The 16016-nt window shown below is 77.7% G+C and carries 21 protein-coding genes; 12 read left to right on the top strand and 9 right to left on the bottom strand.

Annotation, left to right across the window (positions count from 1 at the left end; translation table 11 throughout):
* Positions 1 to 25: 25 nt before the first annotated feature.
* Together JD79_RS03950 and JD79_RS03945 are read left to right on the top strand one after the other, a co-directional pair.
* On the top strand, positions 26 to 325 hold the full coding sequence (locus JD79_RS03950) for a hypothetical protein (protein WP_245899647.1): 300 nt from the start codon (positions 26 to 28) through the stop codon (positions 323 to 325).
* A 69-nt stretch (positions 326 to 394) separates the two neighbouring features.
* Positions 395 to 826, top strand: a complete 432-nt coding sequence (locus JD79_RS03945; RefSeq protein ID WP_110004471.1) for a hypothetical protein — start codon at positions 395 to 397, stop codon at positions 824 to 826.
* 4 nt (positions 827 to 830) lie between these two features.
* Here the strand turns inward: JD79_RS03945 and JD79_RS03940 are convergent, their stop codons facing one another.
* Positions 831 to 1367, bottom strand: a complete 537-nt coding sequence (locus tag JD79_RS03940; protein ID WP_110004470.1) for a type II toxin-antitoxin system PemK/MazF family toxin — start codon at positions 1365 to 1367, stop codon at positions 831 to 833.
* Between the two features lie 159 nt (positions 1368 to 1526).
* On the opposite strand from JD79_RS03940, the gene JD79_RS03935 reads away from it, so the two are divergent.
* On the top strand, positions 1527 to 1721 hold the full coding sequence (locus JD79_RS03935) for a hypothetical protein (protein WP_110004469.1): 195 nt from the start codon (positions 1527 to 1529) through the stop codon (positions 1719 to 1721).
* Between the two features lie 29 nt (positions 1722 to 1750).
* Here JD79_RS03935 and JD79_RS03930 read toward each other — a convergent pair whose 3' ends face one another.
* Both JD79_RS03930 and JD79_RS03925 read right to left on the bottom strand, forming a co-directional pair.
* A complete protein-coding gene (locus JD79_RS03930; protein ID WP_110004468.1) occupies positions 1751 to 2176 on the bottom strand; it encodes a VOC family protein in 426 nt (141 codons plus the stop codon).
* A 32-nt stretch (positions 2177 to 2208) separates the two neighbouring features.
* The gene (locus JD79_RS03925; protein ID WP_110007403.1) at positions 2209 to 2814 is read right to left on the bottom strand and encodes an MSMEG_1061 family FMN-dependent PPOX-type flavoprotein; all 606 of its coding nucleotides are present in this window, start codon (positions 2812 to 2814) and stop codon (positions 2209 to 2211) included.
* Between the two features lie 35 nt (positions 2815 to 2849).
* Here JD79_RS03925 and JD79_RS03920 point away from each other — a divergent pair, with 35 nt between their 5' ends.
* Positions 2850 to 3242, top strand: coding sequence for an acyl-CoA thioesterase (locus tag JD79_RS03920; RefSeq protein ID WP_110004467.1), 393 nt, complete (start codon positions 2850 to 2852; stop codon positions 3240 to 3242).
* On the opposite strand, the gene JD79_RS03915 is transcribed toward JD79_RS03920, so the two are convergent.
* From JD79_RS03915 to JD79_RS03895, 5 genes are all read right to left on the bottom strand, one after another.
* On the bottom strand, positions 3229 to 4746 hold the full coding sequence (locus tag JD79_RS03915) for a cobyric acid synthase (protein ID WP_110004466.1): 1518 nt from the start codon (positions 4744 to 4746) through the stop codon (positions 3229 to 3231). The genes JD79_RS03920 and JD79_RS03915 overlap by 14 nt on opposite strands.
* Positions 4743 to 5408: a lysophospholipid acyltransferase family protein gene (locus tag JD79_RS03910; protein ID WP_110004465.1), complete on the bottom strand. Its 666-nt coding sequence runs from the start codon at positions 5406 to 5408 to the stop codon at positions 4743 to 4745. The genes JD79_RS03915 and JD79_RS03910 overlap by 4 nt, the downstream gene beginning before the upstream one ends.
* A gap of 85 nt (positions 5409 to 5493) precedes the next feature.
* The gene (locus tag JD79_RS03905; RefSeq protein WP_146220381.1) at positions 5494 to 6096 is read right to left on the bottom strand and encodes a PAS and ANTAR domain-containing protein; all 603 of its coding nucleotides are present in this window, start codon (positions 6094 to 6096) and stop codon (positions 5494 to 5496) included.
* Positions 6097 to 6385: 289 nt separating this feature from the next.
* Positions 6386 to 7831: a MocR-like transcription factor YczR gene (gene yczR / locus JD79_RS03900; RefSeq protein WP_110007402.1), complete on the bottom strand. Its 1446-nt coding sequence runs from the start codon at positions 7829 to 7831 to the stop codon at positions 6386 to 6388.
* A 252-nt stretch (positions 7832 to 8083) separates the two neighbouring features.
* Positions 8084 to 8788, bottom strand: a complete 705-nt coding sequence (locus tag JD79_RS03895) for a CobD/CbiB family cobalamin biosynthesis protein (RefSeq protein ID WP_245899645.1) — start codon at positions 8786 to 8788, stop codon at positions 8084 to 8086.
* A gap of 297 nt (positions 8789 to 9085) precedes the next feature.
* On the opposite strand from JD79_RS03895, the gene def reads away from it, so the two are divergent.
* The 3 genes from def to cobM are packed head-to-tail and all read left to right on the top strand — an operon-like array spanning position 9086 to position 11729.
* Positions 9086 to 9643, top strand: coding sequence for a peptide deformylase (gene def / locus JD79_RS03890; protein ID WP_110004463.1), 558 nt, complete (start codon positions 9086 to 9088; stop codon positions 9641 to 9643).
* A complete protein-coding gene (cbiE, locus tag JD79_RS03885; protein WP_245899643.1) occupies positions 9640 to 10956 on the top strand; it encodes a precorrin-6y C5,15-methyltransferase (decarboxylating) subunit CbiE in 1317 nt (438 codons plus the stop codon). Before def ends, cbiE begins: the two co-directional genes overlap by 4 nt.
* Before the next feature lie 29 nt (positions 10957 to 10985).
* Entirely contained in the window at positions 10986 to 11729 is a 744-nt protein-coding gene (gene cobM / locus JD79_RS03880) for a precorrin-4 C(11)-methyltransferase (RefSeq protein WP_110004462.1), read from the top strand.
* Here cobM and JD79_RS03875 read toward each other — a convergent pair.
* Positions 11726 to 12808 carry a cobalt-precorrin-5B (C(1))-methyltransferase gene (locus tag JD79_RS03875; protein ID WP_110004461.1) on the bottom strand — a complete coding sequence of 361 codons (1083 nt, stop codon included), beginning with the start codon at positions 12806 to 12808 and terminating at the stop codon, positions 11726 to 11728. The genes cobM and JD79_RS03875 overlap by 4 nt on opposite strands.
* 26 nt (positions 12809 to 12834) lie before the next feature.
* Between JD79_RS03875 and JD79_RS03870 the strand changes: the two genes are divergently transcribed.
* From JD79_RS03870 to JD79_RS03850, 5 genes are all read left to right on the top strand, one after another.
* Positions 12835 to 13563: a cobalt-precorrin-6A reductase gene (locus JD79_RS03870; RefSeq protein WP_110004460.1), complete on the top strand. Its 729-nt coding sequence runs from the start codon at positions 12835 to 12837 to the stop codon at positions 13561 to 13563.
* A 43-nt stretch (positions 13564 to 13606) separates the two neighbouring features.
* The gene (locus tag JD79_RS03865) at positions 13607 to 14089 is read left to right on the top strand and encodes an FBP domain-containing protein (protein ID WP_245900308.1); all 483 of its coding nucleotides are present in this window, start codon (positions 13607 to 13609) and stop codon (positions 14087 to 14089) included.
* A gap of 41 nt (positions 14090 to 14130) precedes the next feature.
* Entirely contained in the window at positions 14131 to 14772 is a 642-nt protein-coding gene (locus JD79_RS03860; RefSeq protein WP_211307854.1) for a LysE family translocator, read from the top strand.
* A gap of 40 nt (positions 14773 to 14812) precedes the next feature.
* Positions 14813 to 15199 (top strand): VOC family protein, encoded by a 387-nt coding sequence (locus JD79_RS03855; protein WP_110004458.1) that lies wholly within the window; start codon positions 14813 to 14815, stop codon positions 15197 to 15199.
* A 130-nt stretch (positions 15200 to 15329) separates the two neighbouring features.
* Entirely contained in the window at positions 15330 to 15989 is a 660-nt protein-coding gene (locus tag JD79_RS03850; RefSeq protein ID WP_110004457.1) for an HAD hydrolase-like protein, read from the top strand.
* The last annotated feature ends 27 nt before the right edge of the window (positions 15990 to 16016 follow it).

Below are 16016 nucleotides of genomic sequence, written 5' to 3'. Positions count from 1 at the left end.
GCGCGCGACGCCTACCCTCGTCCGGGTGAGCCGTGCGCCGAGGGAGGAGACGGAGCTGTCCGACGTGGAGACTGCGCTGGTGGAGGCCGGCAGCGACGAGCAGGACGCCGTCCTGCTGTTCGTCGGCGGCCCCCTCGACGGGCGCGTGGAGGTCCGCGCCGCCCGGCACGGCGCCCCGCTGCCCACGGTCACGCACGTGCACCTGCACGGCGGCCCCAAGGTCGTCTCCCGCTACGACCTGCAGCCGCTGCCCGGCGCGGCCGGCGTCTACCACCTGCGCCCGCCGGTCCGGCAGCCCGACCGTGACGAGCACCCCGCCGACTGACAGCCGTCACCGGCGGCCGGTGACGGCCGGCACTGCCGCGGCGTCCCGCCGCACGGCCACCGTGGACGCATGCGCGAGACGGTGCTGCTCCTGCACGTCGCGGCCGGCACGGCCGGCCTGCTGCTCGGTCCGCTGTGGCTGCTCCTGCGCCTGGGCGGGCGGCGGGGGACGGCGACGGCGACCGCCTACCTGGCCGCCGTCGGGGCGGTGGCCGTCACCGGCTGCGCGCTGGCGCTGACCGCGCCGGGACTCGGGTGGCTGGTCGGAGTCGGCGTGCTCAGCGCGGCCCTCGCCGGCACCGGCGCCGTGGCCCGCAGGCGCGGCTGGCCGCACTGGCGGACGCTGCAGCCGCACCTGCTGGGCGGCTCCTACATCGCGCTGACCACCGGCCTGCTGGTCGCCGCGACGGGGAACCCGGTCGCCTGGGTGCTGCCGGCCCTCGCCGGTCAGCTGCCGATCGCCCTGGCCAAGCGCCGGCTGGCCGCGGCCGCTCCCGCCTGAGCCCTCACCAGCCCTGCGTGCGCCGGGCGGCCTCGACCACCCGCTCGAACAGCGCCCGGTCCAGTGCCGCGCCCTCCCGCCGCACCCCCGCCGGGTCGAGGGGCAGCAGCCGGTCCAGCCGCACCTCGCTCGGCCGGCCCCGGGGGTCCCACCCGCCGGTGCCGACGTCCATCCAGCTGCGGCCGTGCCGCGCCTCGTCGTCGGCGTCGCGGTCGTGGTCCTTGCTGGTCAGCATCAGCCCGACCAGGTCCCCGCCCCGGCGCCCGATGACGAGCACCGGGCGGTCCTTGCCGCGCCCGTCGCCCTCGTCGTAGGGCACCCAGGCCCAGACCACCTCACCGGGGTCGGGTCGGCCGTCCGCGCAGGGGCGGTAGTCGACGTCGACATCGGTGCCGGTGCCGGACGGCGCCCGCCGGGCGGGCGCGGTGCGCCGCGCGGTGCGCCGGGCCGTGGGCCGCGCGGGGGAACGGCGGGCGGCCGGCGCGGTGGCGGCGCGCAGCACCGAGAGGACGGCGTCGACGAGACGGCGCGAGCGGGCCATGGGCGCACGGTACGGACCGGCCGGGCGACATGCCGTCACACCAGTCCCGTTCGTCACATCGGTACCTATTCGACCCGGTTCTGGTTCCGGAGAGTCGTTCCTGGGCACCATTGCGTCACGGGACGCGCAGCCACCGCGTCCCGGGAGAGGGGGGCTCCCATGACCTCGGCCCAGCCCGTCGTCGCCACGATCCCGCTGGCGCGCGAGCCGCGCGCCAGCGTGCTCGCCGCCTTCCAACTGGTGGAGGACGCGAGATACCTCGGCAGCGGCGGCCGACCGCGCCGCCGCCGGGCCCGCCGCCTGGTGCAGCGCACCGTGGACTCCCGCCGCCTGGCCCGCGACCTCCCGGTCTGAACCCCGGGGGGCACGGCAGCCACCCGGCGTCAGGCGACGCAGAACTCGTTGCCCTCGGGGTCGGCCATCGTCACCCACGAGAACGGGCCCTGGGCGGCGCGCCACAGCTCGGTGGCGCCCATGCCGGTCAGCCGGGCCACCTCGGCCTCGCGCCGCTCGTCGCCCACCCGCAGGTCCAGGTGCACGCGGTTCTTGACCGTCTTGGCCTCCGGCACGGACTGGAAGAGCACCCGCGGCCGGTCCGGGTCCGGTGAGGTGATCGCCGCACCGGTGGCCCACACGAGGCGGCCGCGGTGCGTCGTCGTCTGCGCCTCGGTCGCGTGCCCGGCCTCGACCGTGCGCCGGATGAACGCCTCGTCCTGCGGCTCGACCCGCCAGCCGAGCGCCTCGGCCCACCAGTCGGCGAGCACGTGCGGCTCGGCGCAGTCCACGGTCACCTGGAAGTCGGTCGCCATGCGGCGCAGCCTGGCAGGGCCCGCCGACAGGACTAGAGCTCCAGGGCCAGCTCCGCGCGGATGGTGGCGTCGTCGGGCAGCGGCGACTCCAGCCGGCAGTGGTCACGGATCATCGTGCCGAAGGGCGGCAGGGCGTCGCGGTCGATGCGGCTGGCCGGGTCCCACAGGCCCGAGCGCATCACCGCCTTGGCGCACTGCAGGTAGGCGCGCTGGACGGTCACGACCAGCACCGAGCGCGGCGCCCGGCCGAACTCGGTGAGGTCGACGTCGAGTGCGTCGGCGGCCAGCAGCTCCGCGGTGCCGAACACCTTGAGCGTCTCCTCGACGCCGGGCACGAAGAACAGCAGCGCCACCCGCGGGTTGACCGCGACCTTGCGCAGGCTGTCGAGCCGGTTGTTGCCCTGCCGGTCGGGCAGCACCAGCCGGTGCTCGTCGAGCACCTTGACGAAGCCCGGGTCGCCGCCGCGCGGAGAGATCTCGGGCCAGCCGTCGGCGTCGGCGGTGGACAGCGTCAGGAAGGGCGCGAGCCCGATGAAGGCGCGGCAGTGGACGTCGAGGTGGTCGATCTCCTTGTCCACCACCAGCTGCGAGGGCGGGCGGTAGGAGGCGAGGACCGGGTCGGCGCCGTCGTGGTGCATGGGCAGCACGGTAGCCGGGGCTAGCGTCGCCTCCTGTGGCCGTCACGTGGAGCTCCCCGGTCCGCTTCGTCGAGTGCGACCAGCAGGGCGTCGTCTTCAACGCGCACTACCTCGTCTGGGCGGACGAGGCCTCGACCCTCTGGTGGGCCTCGACCGGCCTGCCGTGGGACGAGCTCACGACCGATCCGGTGGTCAAGGCCAGCTCGCTGGAGTGGTCGTCGTCGGCCCGCTGGGGCGACACGGTCACCGTCGACGCCGTGGCCGAGCGGCTCGGGCGCACCAGCGTGACCGTGCGGTTCACCGTCCGCGTGGGGGAACGGGTGTGCTGCGTCGTCCGCAACACCTACGTCGGCACCTCCGGCGGGGTGTCGACGCCGTGGCCCGACGACGTCCGCGAGCGGCTGGAGGCGGCGCTCAGCGCGGGGTGAGCGCGTCCCCCGGCGGCAGCAGCGGCAGGTCCGCCGGCGGCCCCCCCTCGAGCAGCCGCCAGAGCGCGTCGGTGTCGGCGTGCTCGGCCACCAGGTCGCCGAGGGCGTCGAGGCGCTGCTCGCGGACCGCGGCGAAGGAGGTGTCCGGCGCCGGGGTGAACCGCCGGCCGGCGGCGCGGGCGACCTCGGCGAGGAACGCGCGGCGGAAGCCGTCGTTCTCCAGCGCCCCGTGCCACGTGGTGCCCCACACCGACCCGGCCCGGCCGCCGTCGAGGAACGGCTGGGTGGGCGGGCTCGAGTCACGGTCGTAGGTGACGACGCCGTGGTGGATCTCGTAGCCGTGCACCGGGTGCCCGAGCGCGGTGCCCGACGGGCGGCCGAGCGTCTTCTCCCGCGCGAACCGGACGTCGGCGGGCAGCAGCCCGAGCCCCTCGACCGTCCCCGCCCGCGACTCGACGTCGTCGGTGACGGTGCGCGCGAGCATCTGGTGCCCGCCGCAGATGCCGAGCACCGGGCGGCCCTCGGCGGCGCGGCGGGCCACCGTCCCGGCCAGCCCGGTCGAGCGCAGCCAGGCCAGGTCGGCCACCGTCGCCCGGGTGCCGGGCAGCACCAGGAGGTCGGCGTCGGCGGCCTCCTCGGGGCGGGTGACGAACCGGACGAGGACGCCGGGCTCGGTGGCCAGCGCGTCGACGTCGGTGGAGTTCGACAGCCGGGGCAGCCGCGCGACGGCCACCCGCAGCACCTCCTCGCCGTGCGGTGGGCCCGCGGAGGAGACGCCGGTGGGGATGCCGAGGGAGTCCTCGACGTCGAGCGCGGCGCCGGGCAGCCAGGGCAGCACGCCCAGCGTCGGCCGGCCGGTCAGCGCGGTGAGCTGCTCGAGGCCGGGCCGCAGCAGCCGCACGTCGCCCCGGAACTTGTTCACCAGGAACCCGGCGACCAGCCGCTGGTCGGCCGGCGGCATGAGCGCGACGGTGCCGTAGAGGGCGGGGAACACACCGCCGCGGTCGATGTCGCCGACGACGACCACCGGCAGCCCCGCGGCGGTGGCCAGCCCCATGTTGGCGATGTCGTCGGCGCGCAGGTTGATCTCGGTGGGGGAGCCCGCCCCCTCGCAGACGACGACGTCGAAGCGGTTGCGCAGGTCGGCCAGGCACGCCAGCGCCTGCTCCAGCAGCGCCGCCTTCATCGGCCGGTAGGACAGCGCCGTGACGTCGGCGACCGGCCGGCCGAGCACCACGACCTGGCTGGCGTCCTCGCCGCCGGGCTTGAGCAGCACCGGGTTCATCGCGGCCTCGGGCTCGACCCGGGCGGCGGCGGCCTGCATGACCTGCGCCCGGCCGATCTCGGCGCCGTCGGCGGTCACCACCGAGTTGTTGCTCATGTTCTGCGCCTTGAACGGCGCCACCCGCACGCCCTGGCGCGCCAGCCACCGGCAGATGCCCGCGGTCACCACCGACTTGCCGGCGTCCGACGTCGTCCCGGCGACGAGGAGCGCGCCGCTCATGCGGCGGGACGGGGAGCGCCCCAGCCGGCCTTCTCCTGGCCCGAGAGCTCGGCGATCGCCTCCATGATCCGGTCGGTGACCTCGCGGCGGGCCGGGCCGTTGCGCGCCTTGCCGGCGTGCTCGGGGAAGGTCATCGGCTCGCCGAAGGTGACCGAGAAGCGGTGCGGGCGCGGCCAGCGTGCGCCGACCGGCTGGATGCGGTCGGTGCCGACGACACCGACCGGCACGACCGGGCAGCCGGCGGTGAGCGCCAGCCAGGCCACGCCGGTCTTGCCCCGCGCCAGCAGGCCGTCGCGCGAGCGGGTGCCCTCGGGGTAGATGCCGAAGCCCTCACCGGCGCGCAGCACGCCGAGCGCGGTGTCGAGCGCCTCCTGCGCGGCCCGGGAGGCCTCCCGCTGCACCGGCATCGCGCCCAGCGCCGTGAACAGCGTGCGGGTGGCCCACCCGCCCACGCCGCGGCCGCTGAAGTACTCGTGCTTGGCGAGGTAGCGGACCCGCCGCGGGGCCGACAGCGGGATCACCATGCTGTCGATGAACGACAGGTGGTTGCTGGCGATGATGAAGGCCCCGGTGGCCGGGACGTTCCGGCGCCCGCTCACCCGGGGCCGGAACACGATCCGGAACAGCGGCCGCAGCAGCAACCGCGCGAGCAGGTAGATCACGCGTCCGCCCCCTCCCAGGAGCCGGGCCGGCGTCTGCTCGCCGGTCCGGCCCCGGGCATCCTCCCCTGCGGACCCTGTTCCGGGGTCAGTGCCCCCCGGACCCCGGCGGGCAGGCGTCGCGCAGGATCGCGCGCACCTCGGCCGGGAGCGGGCGCTGGCCCGACGCCGAGGCGACCAGGTCGACGGCGACCTCGCGCACCTTGCGGTGGGTGTGGCTGGAGATGTGCGCCAGCAGGTCGAAGGCCACCTGCTCGCCGCACCCGGTGAGGAGCATGAGCACGCCCTTGGCCTGCTCGATGGGCGCCCGGCCGGCCATCGCCGTGCGCAGCTGCGCCACCTCGGTCTCCAGCGCGGAGACGCGGTCCTCGGCCGGCCGCGGGGCCTCCACGACCAGGCCCTCGACCGCGGTCACCCGGCCCTCGTCGTCGAGCTGCGGCTCGCCGATGAAGACGACGGGCACCTCGCCGCCGTCGGTCAGCAGGCGGATCTGAAGGCAGAACCCCTCCGCACCGGTGACCGCGGCGGAGAGGGCGTCGATCGTGCGCGGTCGGTCGTCGGGGTGCTCGGCGGCGACCAGGACCTCGGTGCAGGGGCGGCGGCCGTCGGCGGTCAGGCCGTAGAGCGCCGACATCTCCGGCGACCACCACCAGTCGCCGCTCTGCCGGTCGTAGCGCCACCGACCGGCCACCCGGGTCCGCCGCACGGGCAGCGGCGACGGGGCGGGCGGGCGCGGCAGGGACGGGGCGGCCGTGGCCCGCCCCGAGGTGGGGTGGGGACGGGGGGCGACTCGTGACTGGGTGGACGTCATGACGAGCTCCGGTGGACGCGCTCCGGGCGGGGCCCGGGGGGAGCGCCGCGCAGCCGGCTGTTCGACCATCTGCGGATCTGCCGGGAGAGCCCGGCCGCTCGGGACCACACCGACGCTAGTCGCCGTCCCCGGTGCGCGCGAGCCGTCGGGACGGATCGCCCGGGACCGGTCAGACCACGGTCACCGGCCGCGCCGGGGACCGCACCGCGGGACCGCTGCGCAGCGCGGCGTCGACGGCGGCGAGCCCGGCGACGGCGGTGCGCAGGTCGGCGGCCGGGAGCGTGAACGGCAGCCGCAGGTGGTCGTCGAAGGCCGTCCCGGTGCCGAAGGCGCGGCCCTCGGCGAGCACCAGCCCGAGCGGCGCGGCGGCGGCGACCAGCGCGGCCGAGCTGCTCCCCGGCGGCAGGCGGCACCACACCGACAGGCCGCCGCGCGGGCGCGGCGCGCTCCAGGCCGGCAGCCGGTCGGTGAGCTCGGCGAGCAGCACGTCGCGCCGCTCGCGCAGCAGCGCCCGCCGGCCCTCGAGCACGGCGTCGAGGTCGCGCACGAGGACGGCGGCGGCGAGCTGGTCGAGCAGGCCGACGGAGAGCTGGCGCCGGCCGAGCGCGGTGCCCAGCGAGGCGGCCAGTGCGGCGTCGGTCCGCAGCCAGCCGACCCGCAGCCCGCCCCACACCGCCTTCGACAGCCCGCCGACGGTCACCGTCGCGGCGTCGGGGAGCCCGGCGGCGTAGGGCGGCAGCGGCCCGTCGTCGAGGTACAGCTCGGCGGTGACCTCGTCGACGACGGTCAGCACGCCCTGCTGCCACAAGGTCGCGGCCAGGCGGCGGCGCCCGGCCGCGGACAGCCGGGCGCCGCTGGGGTTGGAGAAGTCGGGCATGAGGAACGCCATCCGGGGGCTGCTCTGCCGGACCGCGATGGAGGCGCCGCCGACCAGCGCGTCGGGGTCCCCGGCGTCCACGGCGACGGGGACGCAGCGGGCGCCGGCCGCGGTGACCATGGCCAGGGCCCCCGGGTAGGTGGGGTGCTCGACCAGCACGCGGTCGCCGGGCTGCAGCAGCGTCTCGAGGACCAGCGCGGTGGCGTCGCCGGTGCCGGCGGTGACGACGACCTGCTCGGGGTCGGTGGGCAGGCCGCGGGCGGTGTAGCGGTCGGCGACCGCCGCGCGCAGCTCCGGCAGCCCGCTGGGCGCGTAGCCGTGGCCGGCGGCCACCGCGGGCAGCCGGTCCAGCGCCTCGCGGTAGGCCGGCAACAGCTGCGGCGCGGCCTCGGGAGCGGCGTGCGCCAGCTCGAGGATCGTCGGGTCGGTGCTCGGGGTGGTCCACACCGGGTCGGCCGCGGGCGCCTCGACGACGGTCCCGGCGCCGTGCCGGGTGCTGGCGTGCCCCTCCTCGCGGAGCAGCCGGTAGGCCGAGGCGACGGTCACCCGGCTGACCGCGAGCGCGGCGGCGAGGTCGCGCTCGGCCGGCAGCCGGGTGCCCGGCGGGAGCTGCCCGAGGGCGGCCAGCTCGCGGACGCGGCGGGCCAGGGCGGCGTACCGCGGTCCGGGCAGGTTCCCCAGTGGCCCGACCAGGCCGGCCAGCTCCGCCGCGGTGGACTGATCGGGCTGCGGTGGCATGCAGGCCACCATGCCGGATTGGACCGCTTCCGTCCAGGCCGGATGGTGCCACTGTTCCTGCCATGACTCCTGGTGCCGTCCTCGTCCTGTTCCTCCTGCTCGCCATGGCCGGGCTCGCCGTGGCCACGCTCGTCGTCTCCGTCCGCGGTGGCCGCGGGCCGGCCGACCCGCCGGCCAGCCACCTCCGGGTGGACCCGTCCGGCTTCCCGGTGCTCCCCGCGCCGCGCGGCGCCCTGCACCGGCGGGGCCCGCTCAGCGCCGGCGGGCGGCCCTGCTCCCCGCCGCTCGGCCGGCCACGCAGAGGGCCGCGGCGGCCAGCCACACCGCGCGCGAGAGCCGCACCGCGCGGGTGACGTCGCTGCTGTCCGGCGCCCGGCCGTCGCCGAGCACCGGCCGGTCCTCCACCCTGCTGCCGTAGACGTTGCGCCCGCCCAGCCGCAGTCCCAGGGCGCCGGCCGCCGCGGCCTCGCAGCGGCCGGCGTTGGGGCTGGGGTGGGCGGCGCCGTCGCGGCGCCAGGTCCGCAGCGCCGCGCCCGCCGACCCGCCGGCCAGCGGCGCGCAGGCCACGGTCAGCGCCGCGGTGAGCCGGGCGGGCAGCCAGTTGGCGACGTCGTCGGTGCGCGCGGCCGCCCAGCCGAACCGGGCGTACCGCGCGGACCGGTGGCCGACCATCGCGTCGAGGGTGTTCACCGCGCGGTAGCCCAGCAGGCCGGGCAGCCCGGCGAGCGCTCCCCACACCAGCGGGGCGACGGCGGCGTCGGAGGTGTTCTCCGCGACCGACTCCACGGTGGCGCGGGCCAGCTCCCCGGCTCCGAGCGCGGACGGGTCCCGCCCGGCGAGGGTGGGCAGCAGGGCGCGGGCGGCGGGCAGGTCGCCGGCCTCCAGGGCCCCGGCCATCGCCGTCGCCGCGCGGCCCAGCGAGGTGCCGCCGAGCACCGCCCAGGTGGCCGCCGCCACGGCGAGGGTGCGCAGCCCGGACGGTCGCGGGTGGCGCGGTCCGTCGCCGCCCCCAGGGTCGCCGCGCCCGCGACGAGGACCGCCGCGTACCCGGCGCCGGCGGCGCGGGCGTCCCGCCAGACCCGCCGCTCCAGCGCCGCGGCGACCGTGCCGAACCCGGCGACCGGGTGGCGGCGGCGCGGGTCGGCCAGGGCCAGGTCGGCCGCGGCGCCGAGCGCGAGCCCGAGGGCGGTCGGGGGATCTCGCCGGAGGAGCACGGCGTCCATCCTGCCGAGCGCGGTTCCTAGGATCGCGGCCATGCGTCTGCCCGGCCGTTACGACGGCGTCGCCCGGCCGATCGTCACCTACGGCAGCGACCAGGTGCTGCACCGCGCGTGCACCCCGGTGGCCGAGTTCGACGAGCGGCTGCGCCGGCTGGTGCTCGACATGTTCGCCTCGATGCGCGAGGCCGACGGCGTGGGCCTGGCGGCCAATCAGATCGGCGTCGACGCGCGGGTGTTCGTCATCGACTGCCCCGACGCCGACGGCGAGGACGTCGTCGGGTACGTGGTCAACCCGCGGCTGACGGTCCTGCCGCCGGTGGACGGCGAGCCGGCCGAGGAGGTCACCGAGGAGGGCTGCCTGTCGGTGCCCGGCCCCTACGCCGACCTGGCCCGCCCCTTCCGCGCCCGGGTCGACGGCGTCGACGTGAAGGGCCGGCCGGTCTCGATCGAGGCCACCGGCATGGCGGCGCGCTGCCTGCAGCACGAGGTCGACCACCTCGACGGCGTCGTCTACGTGGACCGGCTGCCCGAGGAGCTGCGCGAGCGGCTGCTGGCCGAGGCGGCCGGGCCCGAGGGTGAGCTGCCGGCGTGAGCGGGACGGTGGAGGAGGCCGGCCAGGAGGCCGGCCAGGAGGCCGGCCAGGAGGCCGGCCAGGAGGCCGGCCAGGAGGCCAGCCAGGAGGCCAGGGCGGCGGTCCCGGCCGCGCCGGTCGTCGTCGTCGGGATCGGCGCGGACGGCTGGGAGGGGCTCGCGCCCACCTCGCGGGCGGAGGTCGAGCGCGCCGAGGTGCTGCTGGGCAGCGCGCGGCAGCTGGACCTGGTGCCCGCCGAGGTGCCCGCCGAACGGGTGCCCTGGCCCTCGCCGCTCACCGAGGCGCTGCCCGGGCTGGTCGAGGCGCACGCGGGGCGGGCGCTGGTGGTCCTGGCCAGCGGCGACCCGATGCTGTCGGGCATCGGCACGACCCTGACCCGGTTGCTCGGCGCCGACCGCGTGCGGGTGCTGCCGGCACCGTCGTCGGTGTCGCTGGCCTGCGCGCGGCTGGGGTGGGCGGTCGAGGACACCGAGGTGGTCACCCTGGTCGGCCGGCCGATCGAGCTGCTGCACCCGCACGTGCAGCCCGGCCGCCGGCTGCTGGTGCTCGGATCCGACGGCGAGACGCCGGCGCAGGTGGCCGCGCTGCTGGCCGGCCGCGGCTACGGGCAGAGCCTGGTCACCGTGCTCGGCGGGCTCGGCGGCCCCGACGAGGAGGTGCGCACCGGCACCGCGGCCACCTGGTCGCAGCCGGCGCCGGCGCTGGTGGTCACCGCCGTCGAGTGCCGGGCCGACCGAGGCACCATGCCGCTGCCCACCACGCCGGGCCTGCCCGACGGTGCCTACGAGTCCGACGGTCAGCTGACGAGGGCCGAGGTCCGCGCGGTCACCCTCGCCCGCCTGGCCGCCGTCCCCGGGCAGCTGCTGTGGGACGTCGGTGCCGGCGCCGGGTCGATCGGCATCGAGTGGATGCGCGCGCACCCCACCTGCCGCGCCGTGGCGGTGGAGGCCTCCGCCGAGCGGGCCGAGCGGATCGCCCGCAACGCCGCCCGCCTCGGCGTCCCCTACCTGCGCGTGGTGCACGGGCACGCGCCGGACGTGCTGTCGCGGCTCGGCGCGCCCGACGCGGTGTTCATCGGCGGCGGGCTGACCACGCCGCTGCTGGTCGAGTCCTGCTGGGACGCCCTCCCGGTGGGCGGCCGCATGGTGGCCAACGCGGTCACGGTGGAGAGCGAGGCGGTGCTCGCCCAGTGGCACGCGAGGGTCGGCGGCGAGCTGGTGCGGATCGAGGTGTCGCGCGCCGAGCCGGTCGGGTCGTTCACCGGCTGGAAGCCCGCGATGCCGGTGACGATCTGGTCGGTGACCCGGTGGTGAGCGGCCATTAGCGCGATGGGAGCCCCCTCGTGACCGTCTTCTTCGTCGGCGCCGGGCCCGGGGCGGCGGACCTGGTCACGCTGCGGGCGGCGCGGGTCATCGCCAGCGCCCCGGTCTGCCTCTACGCCGGCGCGCTGGTGCCCCGCGAGCTGCTCGACACCGCCCCGCCCGGCGCCCGGCTGGTCGACACCGCCGACCTCGACCTCGACCAGATCACCGCCGAGCTGGTCGCCGCGCACGAGGCCGGCCTCGACGTCGCCCGGCTGCACTCCGGCGACCCGAGCGTCTACAGCGCGATGGCCGAGCAGATGCGCCGCCTCGACGCCGCCGGCGTGCCCTACGACGTCGTCCCGGGGGTGCCGGCCTTCGCCGCGGCGGCCGCGTCGCTCAAGCGCGAGCTGACCGTGCCCGGCGTCGGGCAGACCGTCGTCCTCACGCGCACGTCGGCCCGCTCGACGCCGATGCCGCCGGGGGAGGAGCTGGCCGCCTACGCCGCCACCGGCGCCACGCTCGTGCTGCACCTGGCCGTGCAGCGGATGGCCGAGCTCGCCCCGCTGCTGGCCGAGCACTACGGCCCCGACGGCCCGGTCGCCGTCGTCGCCCGGGCCAGCCGCGACGACGAGCTGGTGCTGCGGGGCACGCTCGCCGACATCGCGGAGCAGGTCGAGGCCGCGGGTGTGAGGCGGACGGCGGTCGTCGTCGTGGGCCCGGTGCTGACCGCCGGGCAGTTCCCCGACAGCCACCTCTACTCGACGACGCGGTGCCGCTCCTAGGCGCGGCCGACCACCGTGCCGGCGCGGTCGACCACCACGACGTCGACCGCCACCGGCGCTCCGCGCAGCACGCCGAGCGCCGTCTCGCGGGCGCCCGCGGCCACCAGGTCGCCCAGCGGCAGCCCGGCCGCCTGGCACTGCCGCAGCGCGTCGAGGGCGGTGTTCGCGCCCCGCACGCCCGCGACCAGGTCCGGCGGACCGCCGGCGCCGGCCACCCGGGCGGCCAGCGAGTCGAAGGACACCTGCGAGCGGCCGGAGTGCAGGTCGAGGTGGCCGTCGGCGAGCTTGGCGAGCTTGCCGATGCCGCCGGCGACCGTCAGCCGCGGCACCGGGTGGCGGCGCAGGTACTTGAGCACGGCGCCGGCGAAGTCGCCCATGTCGAGCAGCGCGTCCTCGGGCAGGCCGTGGAGCTCCTGCACCGTCCGCTCGCTGGTCGAGCCGGTGCACCCGGCCACGTGCTCGCGCCCGGCGGCCCGCGCGACGTCGATGCCGCGGCGGATCGAGTCGATCCACGACGAGCACGAGTACGGGACGACGACGCCGGTCGTGCCGAGCACCGACAGCCCGCCGAGGATGCCCAGCCGCGGGTTCCACGTCCTGCGCGCCAGCTCCGCACCGCCCTCGATGGACACCTCGACGACGACGTCGCCGCTGCCGCCGTGCCGCCGTGCCACCGCCGCGACGTGCTCGCGCACGAACTGCCGCGGCATCGGGTTGATCGCCGGCTCGCCCACCGCCAGCGGCAGCCCCGGCTTGGTCACCGTGCCCACGCCCTCGCCGGCCCGGAAGACCACGCCGCTGCCCGGCTGCCCGTGCGTCACCCGCACGCTGACCAGCGCGCCGTGGGTGACGTCGGGGTCGTCGCCGGCGTCCTTGACCACGCCGGCCCAGGCGCCGCCGTCGTCGATGCCCTCGCGGGCCAGCGCGAAGGACGGGTGCCGGTCGTTCGGCAGGTCGATGGTCACGGGGTCGGGGAACTCGCCGGTGAGCAGCGCGGTGTAGGCCGCCGTGGTGGCCGCCGTCGCGCACGCGCCGGTGGTCCAGCCGTGCCGCAGCCCGGAGGCGCCGTCCCTGCTCACCGGCCCATGATCCCCGGCGGCCGCGCGTGAGCGGGCAGGTGCTCGTCCTCGGCGGGACGGGGGAGGCGCGGCGGCTGGCCGCGGCGCTCGTGGGCGCGGGCGTCGACGTCCTCTCCAGCCTCGCGGGACGGGTGGCCGACCCCGTGCTGCCGGAGGGTGAGGTGCGGGTCGGCGGCTTCGGCGGCGCCGACGGGCTGGCCGACTGGCTGGCCACCCACCGGCCGCGCGCCGTCGTCGACGCGACCCATCCCTTCGCCGCCCGGATCACCGCCTCCGCGGCGGCCGCGGCCGCCCGGCAGGGCACCCCGCTGCTGCGGTTGCAGCGGCCGGGCTGGACGCCGGGGCCGGGGGACCGGTGGACGTACGTCGACTCGCTGGCCGAGGCGGCGCGGGCGGTGCACGACGCGGGCACGGTCTTCCTCACCACCGGCCGGCAGGGCGTGGGCGCGTTCGCCGCGCTGCCCGGACGGGTGCTCGTGCGCGCGGTCGACCCGCCCGGCGAGCCGCTGCCGGCGGGCGCGGTGCTGCTGCTGGCGCGCGGCCCGTTCACCGTGGACGAGGAGACCGCGCTGATGGGGGAGCACGGCGTCGACGTCGTCGTCACCAAGGACTCGGGCGGCCACATGACCGAGGCCAAGCTGGTCGCCGCCCGGCAGCTGGGGCTGCCCGTCGTGCTCGTCCGCCGGCCGCCGCTGCCCGCCGGCGTGGAGGTGGTGACGACGGTGGAGGAGGCGCTCGCCTGGATAACCGGTTGAGACGCAGCCGTGCCGGAACGGACACTGGCTCCTCGTGGAACCGATGACCGAGCAGCAGGTGCGGCGCTCCTTCGTGAACTGCTCGAAGGGCGAGGCGAGCTCCGCCACCCTCCCGCGCGACCTGGCCGACCTGCCGTGGGGCGAGCTCGAGGTGCTCGGCTGGCGCGACCCCAGGGCGCCGCTGCGCGGCTACCTCGTCGTCCAGCGGGAGGGCCGGCCGGTGGGCGTGGCGCTGCGCGCGGCCGACACGAGGATGTCGGCCCGCCGCACGGTCATGTGCCTGCTGTGCCAGTCCGCGCAGTCCGGCGACGCCGTCTCGCTGTTCACCGCGAGGCGGGCCGGGGAGGCCGGCCGCAACGGCAACACCGTGGGCACCTACGTGTGCGCCGACCTCGGCTGCGCGGCCCGGGCGCGCACCGAGATCCCGCCGTGGCTGCGCGAGCGCGACCCCGCCGAGGTGGCCGACGAGCGCGCCGCCGAGCTGCGGGAGCGGGTGGGGACCTTCCTGGACGCCGTGCTGCGGTAACGCGGTCGACCGCCCCGCGGCCCGGTGCCACCATCCGCGGCGTGGACGCGATCCCCTCGTGGCCGGCGTTCCTGGTCGCCGTCGTGCTCGTCGCGGCGTCCCCGGGGCCGGCGATGGCCCTGGTCCTGCGCCGCGCCGCGCTCGGCGGGTACCGCGCCGCCGTCCCGACGGTGCTGGGCCTGGAGCTCGGGCTCTACGCCTGGGCGCTGCTGGCCGCGGCGGGCTTCGCCGGCCTGGTCGCCGCCTCCGAGGCGGCGTTCCTCGTCCTGCGGGTCGTCGGAGCCGCGGTCCTGTGCTGGCTCGGCGTCCAGGCGCTGCGCGCGGCCTGGCGCGAGCGGCGCGCCGGCCGGTCCGGGGGGCTGGCCCTCCCGGCACCGCGGCGCGGCGGCTGGGCGGGCTTCGGCGAGGGCGTCGTCGTGCAGCTGGCCAACCCCAAGGCCGCGGTCTTCATGATCGCCTTCTATCCGCAGTTCGTGCCCGCGGACCGGCCGCTGTTCGCCACCACCGCGGTGCTCGCGCTCGTGCAGGTGGCGCTGGAGACGGTGCTGTACCTGTCGCTGGCGGCCGGGGTGGCGCGCGCCGGCGCCTGGTTCCGCCGTCCGCGGGTGCGGACGTGGCTGGAGGGCGTCAGCGGCGCGGTCCTCCTCGGGCTGGGCCTGCGGGTCGCCGGCTCCGGCCGGTGACCCGTTCCCCGGCGGCGCCCGCGGCGGGAGGATCGCCGCCATGGCCGAGGACCCCGCACACCGGCAGCCCGCGCACCGCCACCACGCCATCGACCACGTCGAGCTGACCGTCACCGACCTCGCCGCGGCGGAGCGCTTCTACGGCCAGGCGTTCGGCTGGCGGTTCACCTCCTACGGGCCGGAGTACTCCGGCATCCGCGACCCGCGGGACGAGGGCGAGGAGGTGGGCGGCCTGCGGCGGGGCGACGAGACGCGTCCCGGCGGGCCGCTGGTCCTGCTGTTCTCGGCCGACCTGGACGCGTCCGTGGCGGCGGTGCGGCGCGCGGGCGGCACGGTCGTGGAGGAGCCGTACGCGTTCCCCGGCGGGCGCCGCTTCCACTTCGCCGACCCGTCGGGCAACGAGCTCGGCGTCTGGTCGGAGCGGTGACCGCCGCCGGGCCCGGCTGGGCGGCCGTCGTCCGCCCGGGCGTGCCGGGCCCGTCGCCGGGGTGGACGCCGCCGCGGCTCCGGGAGGCGGGGTGACAGGCTGACGTCCGATGCCGCAGCGAGGGGGTCGGATGCCGAGTCGTCCCGGGCTGGTCCTGTTCGACCTCGACGGCACGCTGGTCGACTCGACGCCGGGCATCTGGGCGTCGGTGCGGGTCGCCGCGGCCGGGCTCGGGCTGCCCGAGCCCACACCGGCGCAGCTGCGCGCCATGGTCGGCCCGCCGCTGCAGGACGGCTTCGCCACGGTGTTCGGCCTGACCGGCGGCGACGTCGACCGCGCGGTGGCCGCCTACCGCGCGCACTACTCCTCCGGGGCGCTGCTCGACGTCGCCGTGTACGACGGCGTGCCCCGGCTGCTGCGGACCCTCCGCGACGGCGGTGCCGTGCTCGCCGTGGCCACCAGCAAGCCGCAGGTGTTCGCCGTCCGCGTGCTCGGGCACGTGGGCCTGCTGCGCGCCTTCGCCGGGGTCCACGGCGCCAGCCTCGACGGCGCCGTCCGGCACAAGGACCAGGTGGTCGCCGCCGCGCTGGCCGCCCACCCGGACACCCGCCCGGTGGCGCTGGTCGGTGACCGGGAGCACGACGTCCTCGGCGCCGCGGCGCACGGGCTCCCGTGCGTCGGCGCGGGCTGGGGACCGGGCGGCGCCGGCGAGCTGACCGCGGCCGGCGCCGCCGTCGTCGTCGCGGCGCCGGGGGAGGTGCCGGGGGCGCTGGCCGCACTGGAGGGGTAGCCCGGCGCCGTCCGGGCAAGGAACCGG

It is taken from the genome of Geodermatophilus normandii (assembly GCF_003182485.1).
In the GTDB taxonomy this organism is placed as follows: domain Bacteria; phylum Actinomycetota; class Actinomycetes; order Mycobacteriales; family Geodermatophilaceae; genus Geodermatophilus; species Geodermatophilus normandii.
The sequence above is the reverse complement of the archived record's forward strand: the minus strand, read 5'-3'. Positions and strand labels throughout refer to the sequence as shown.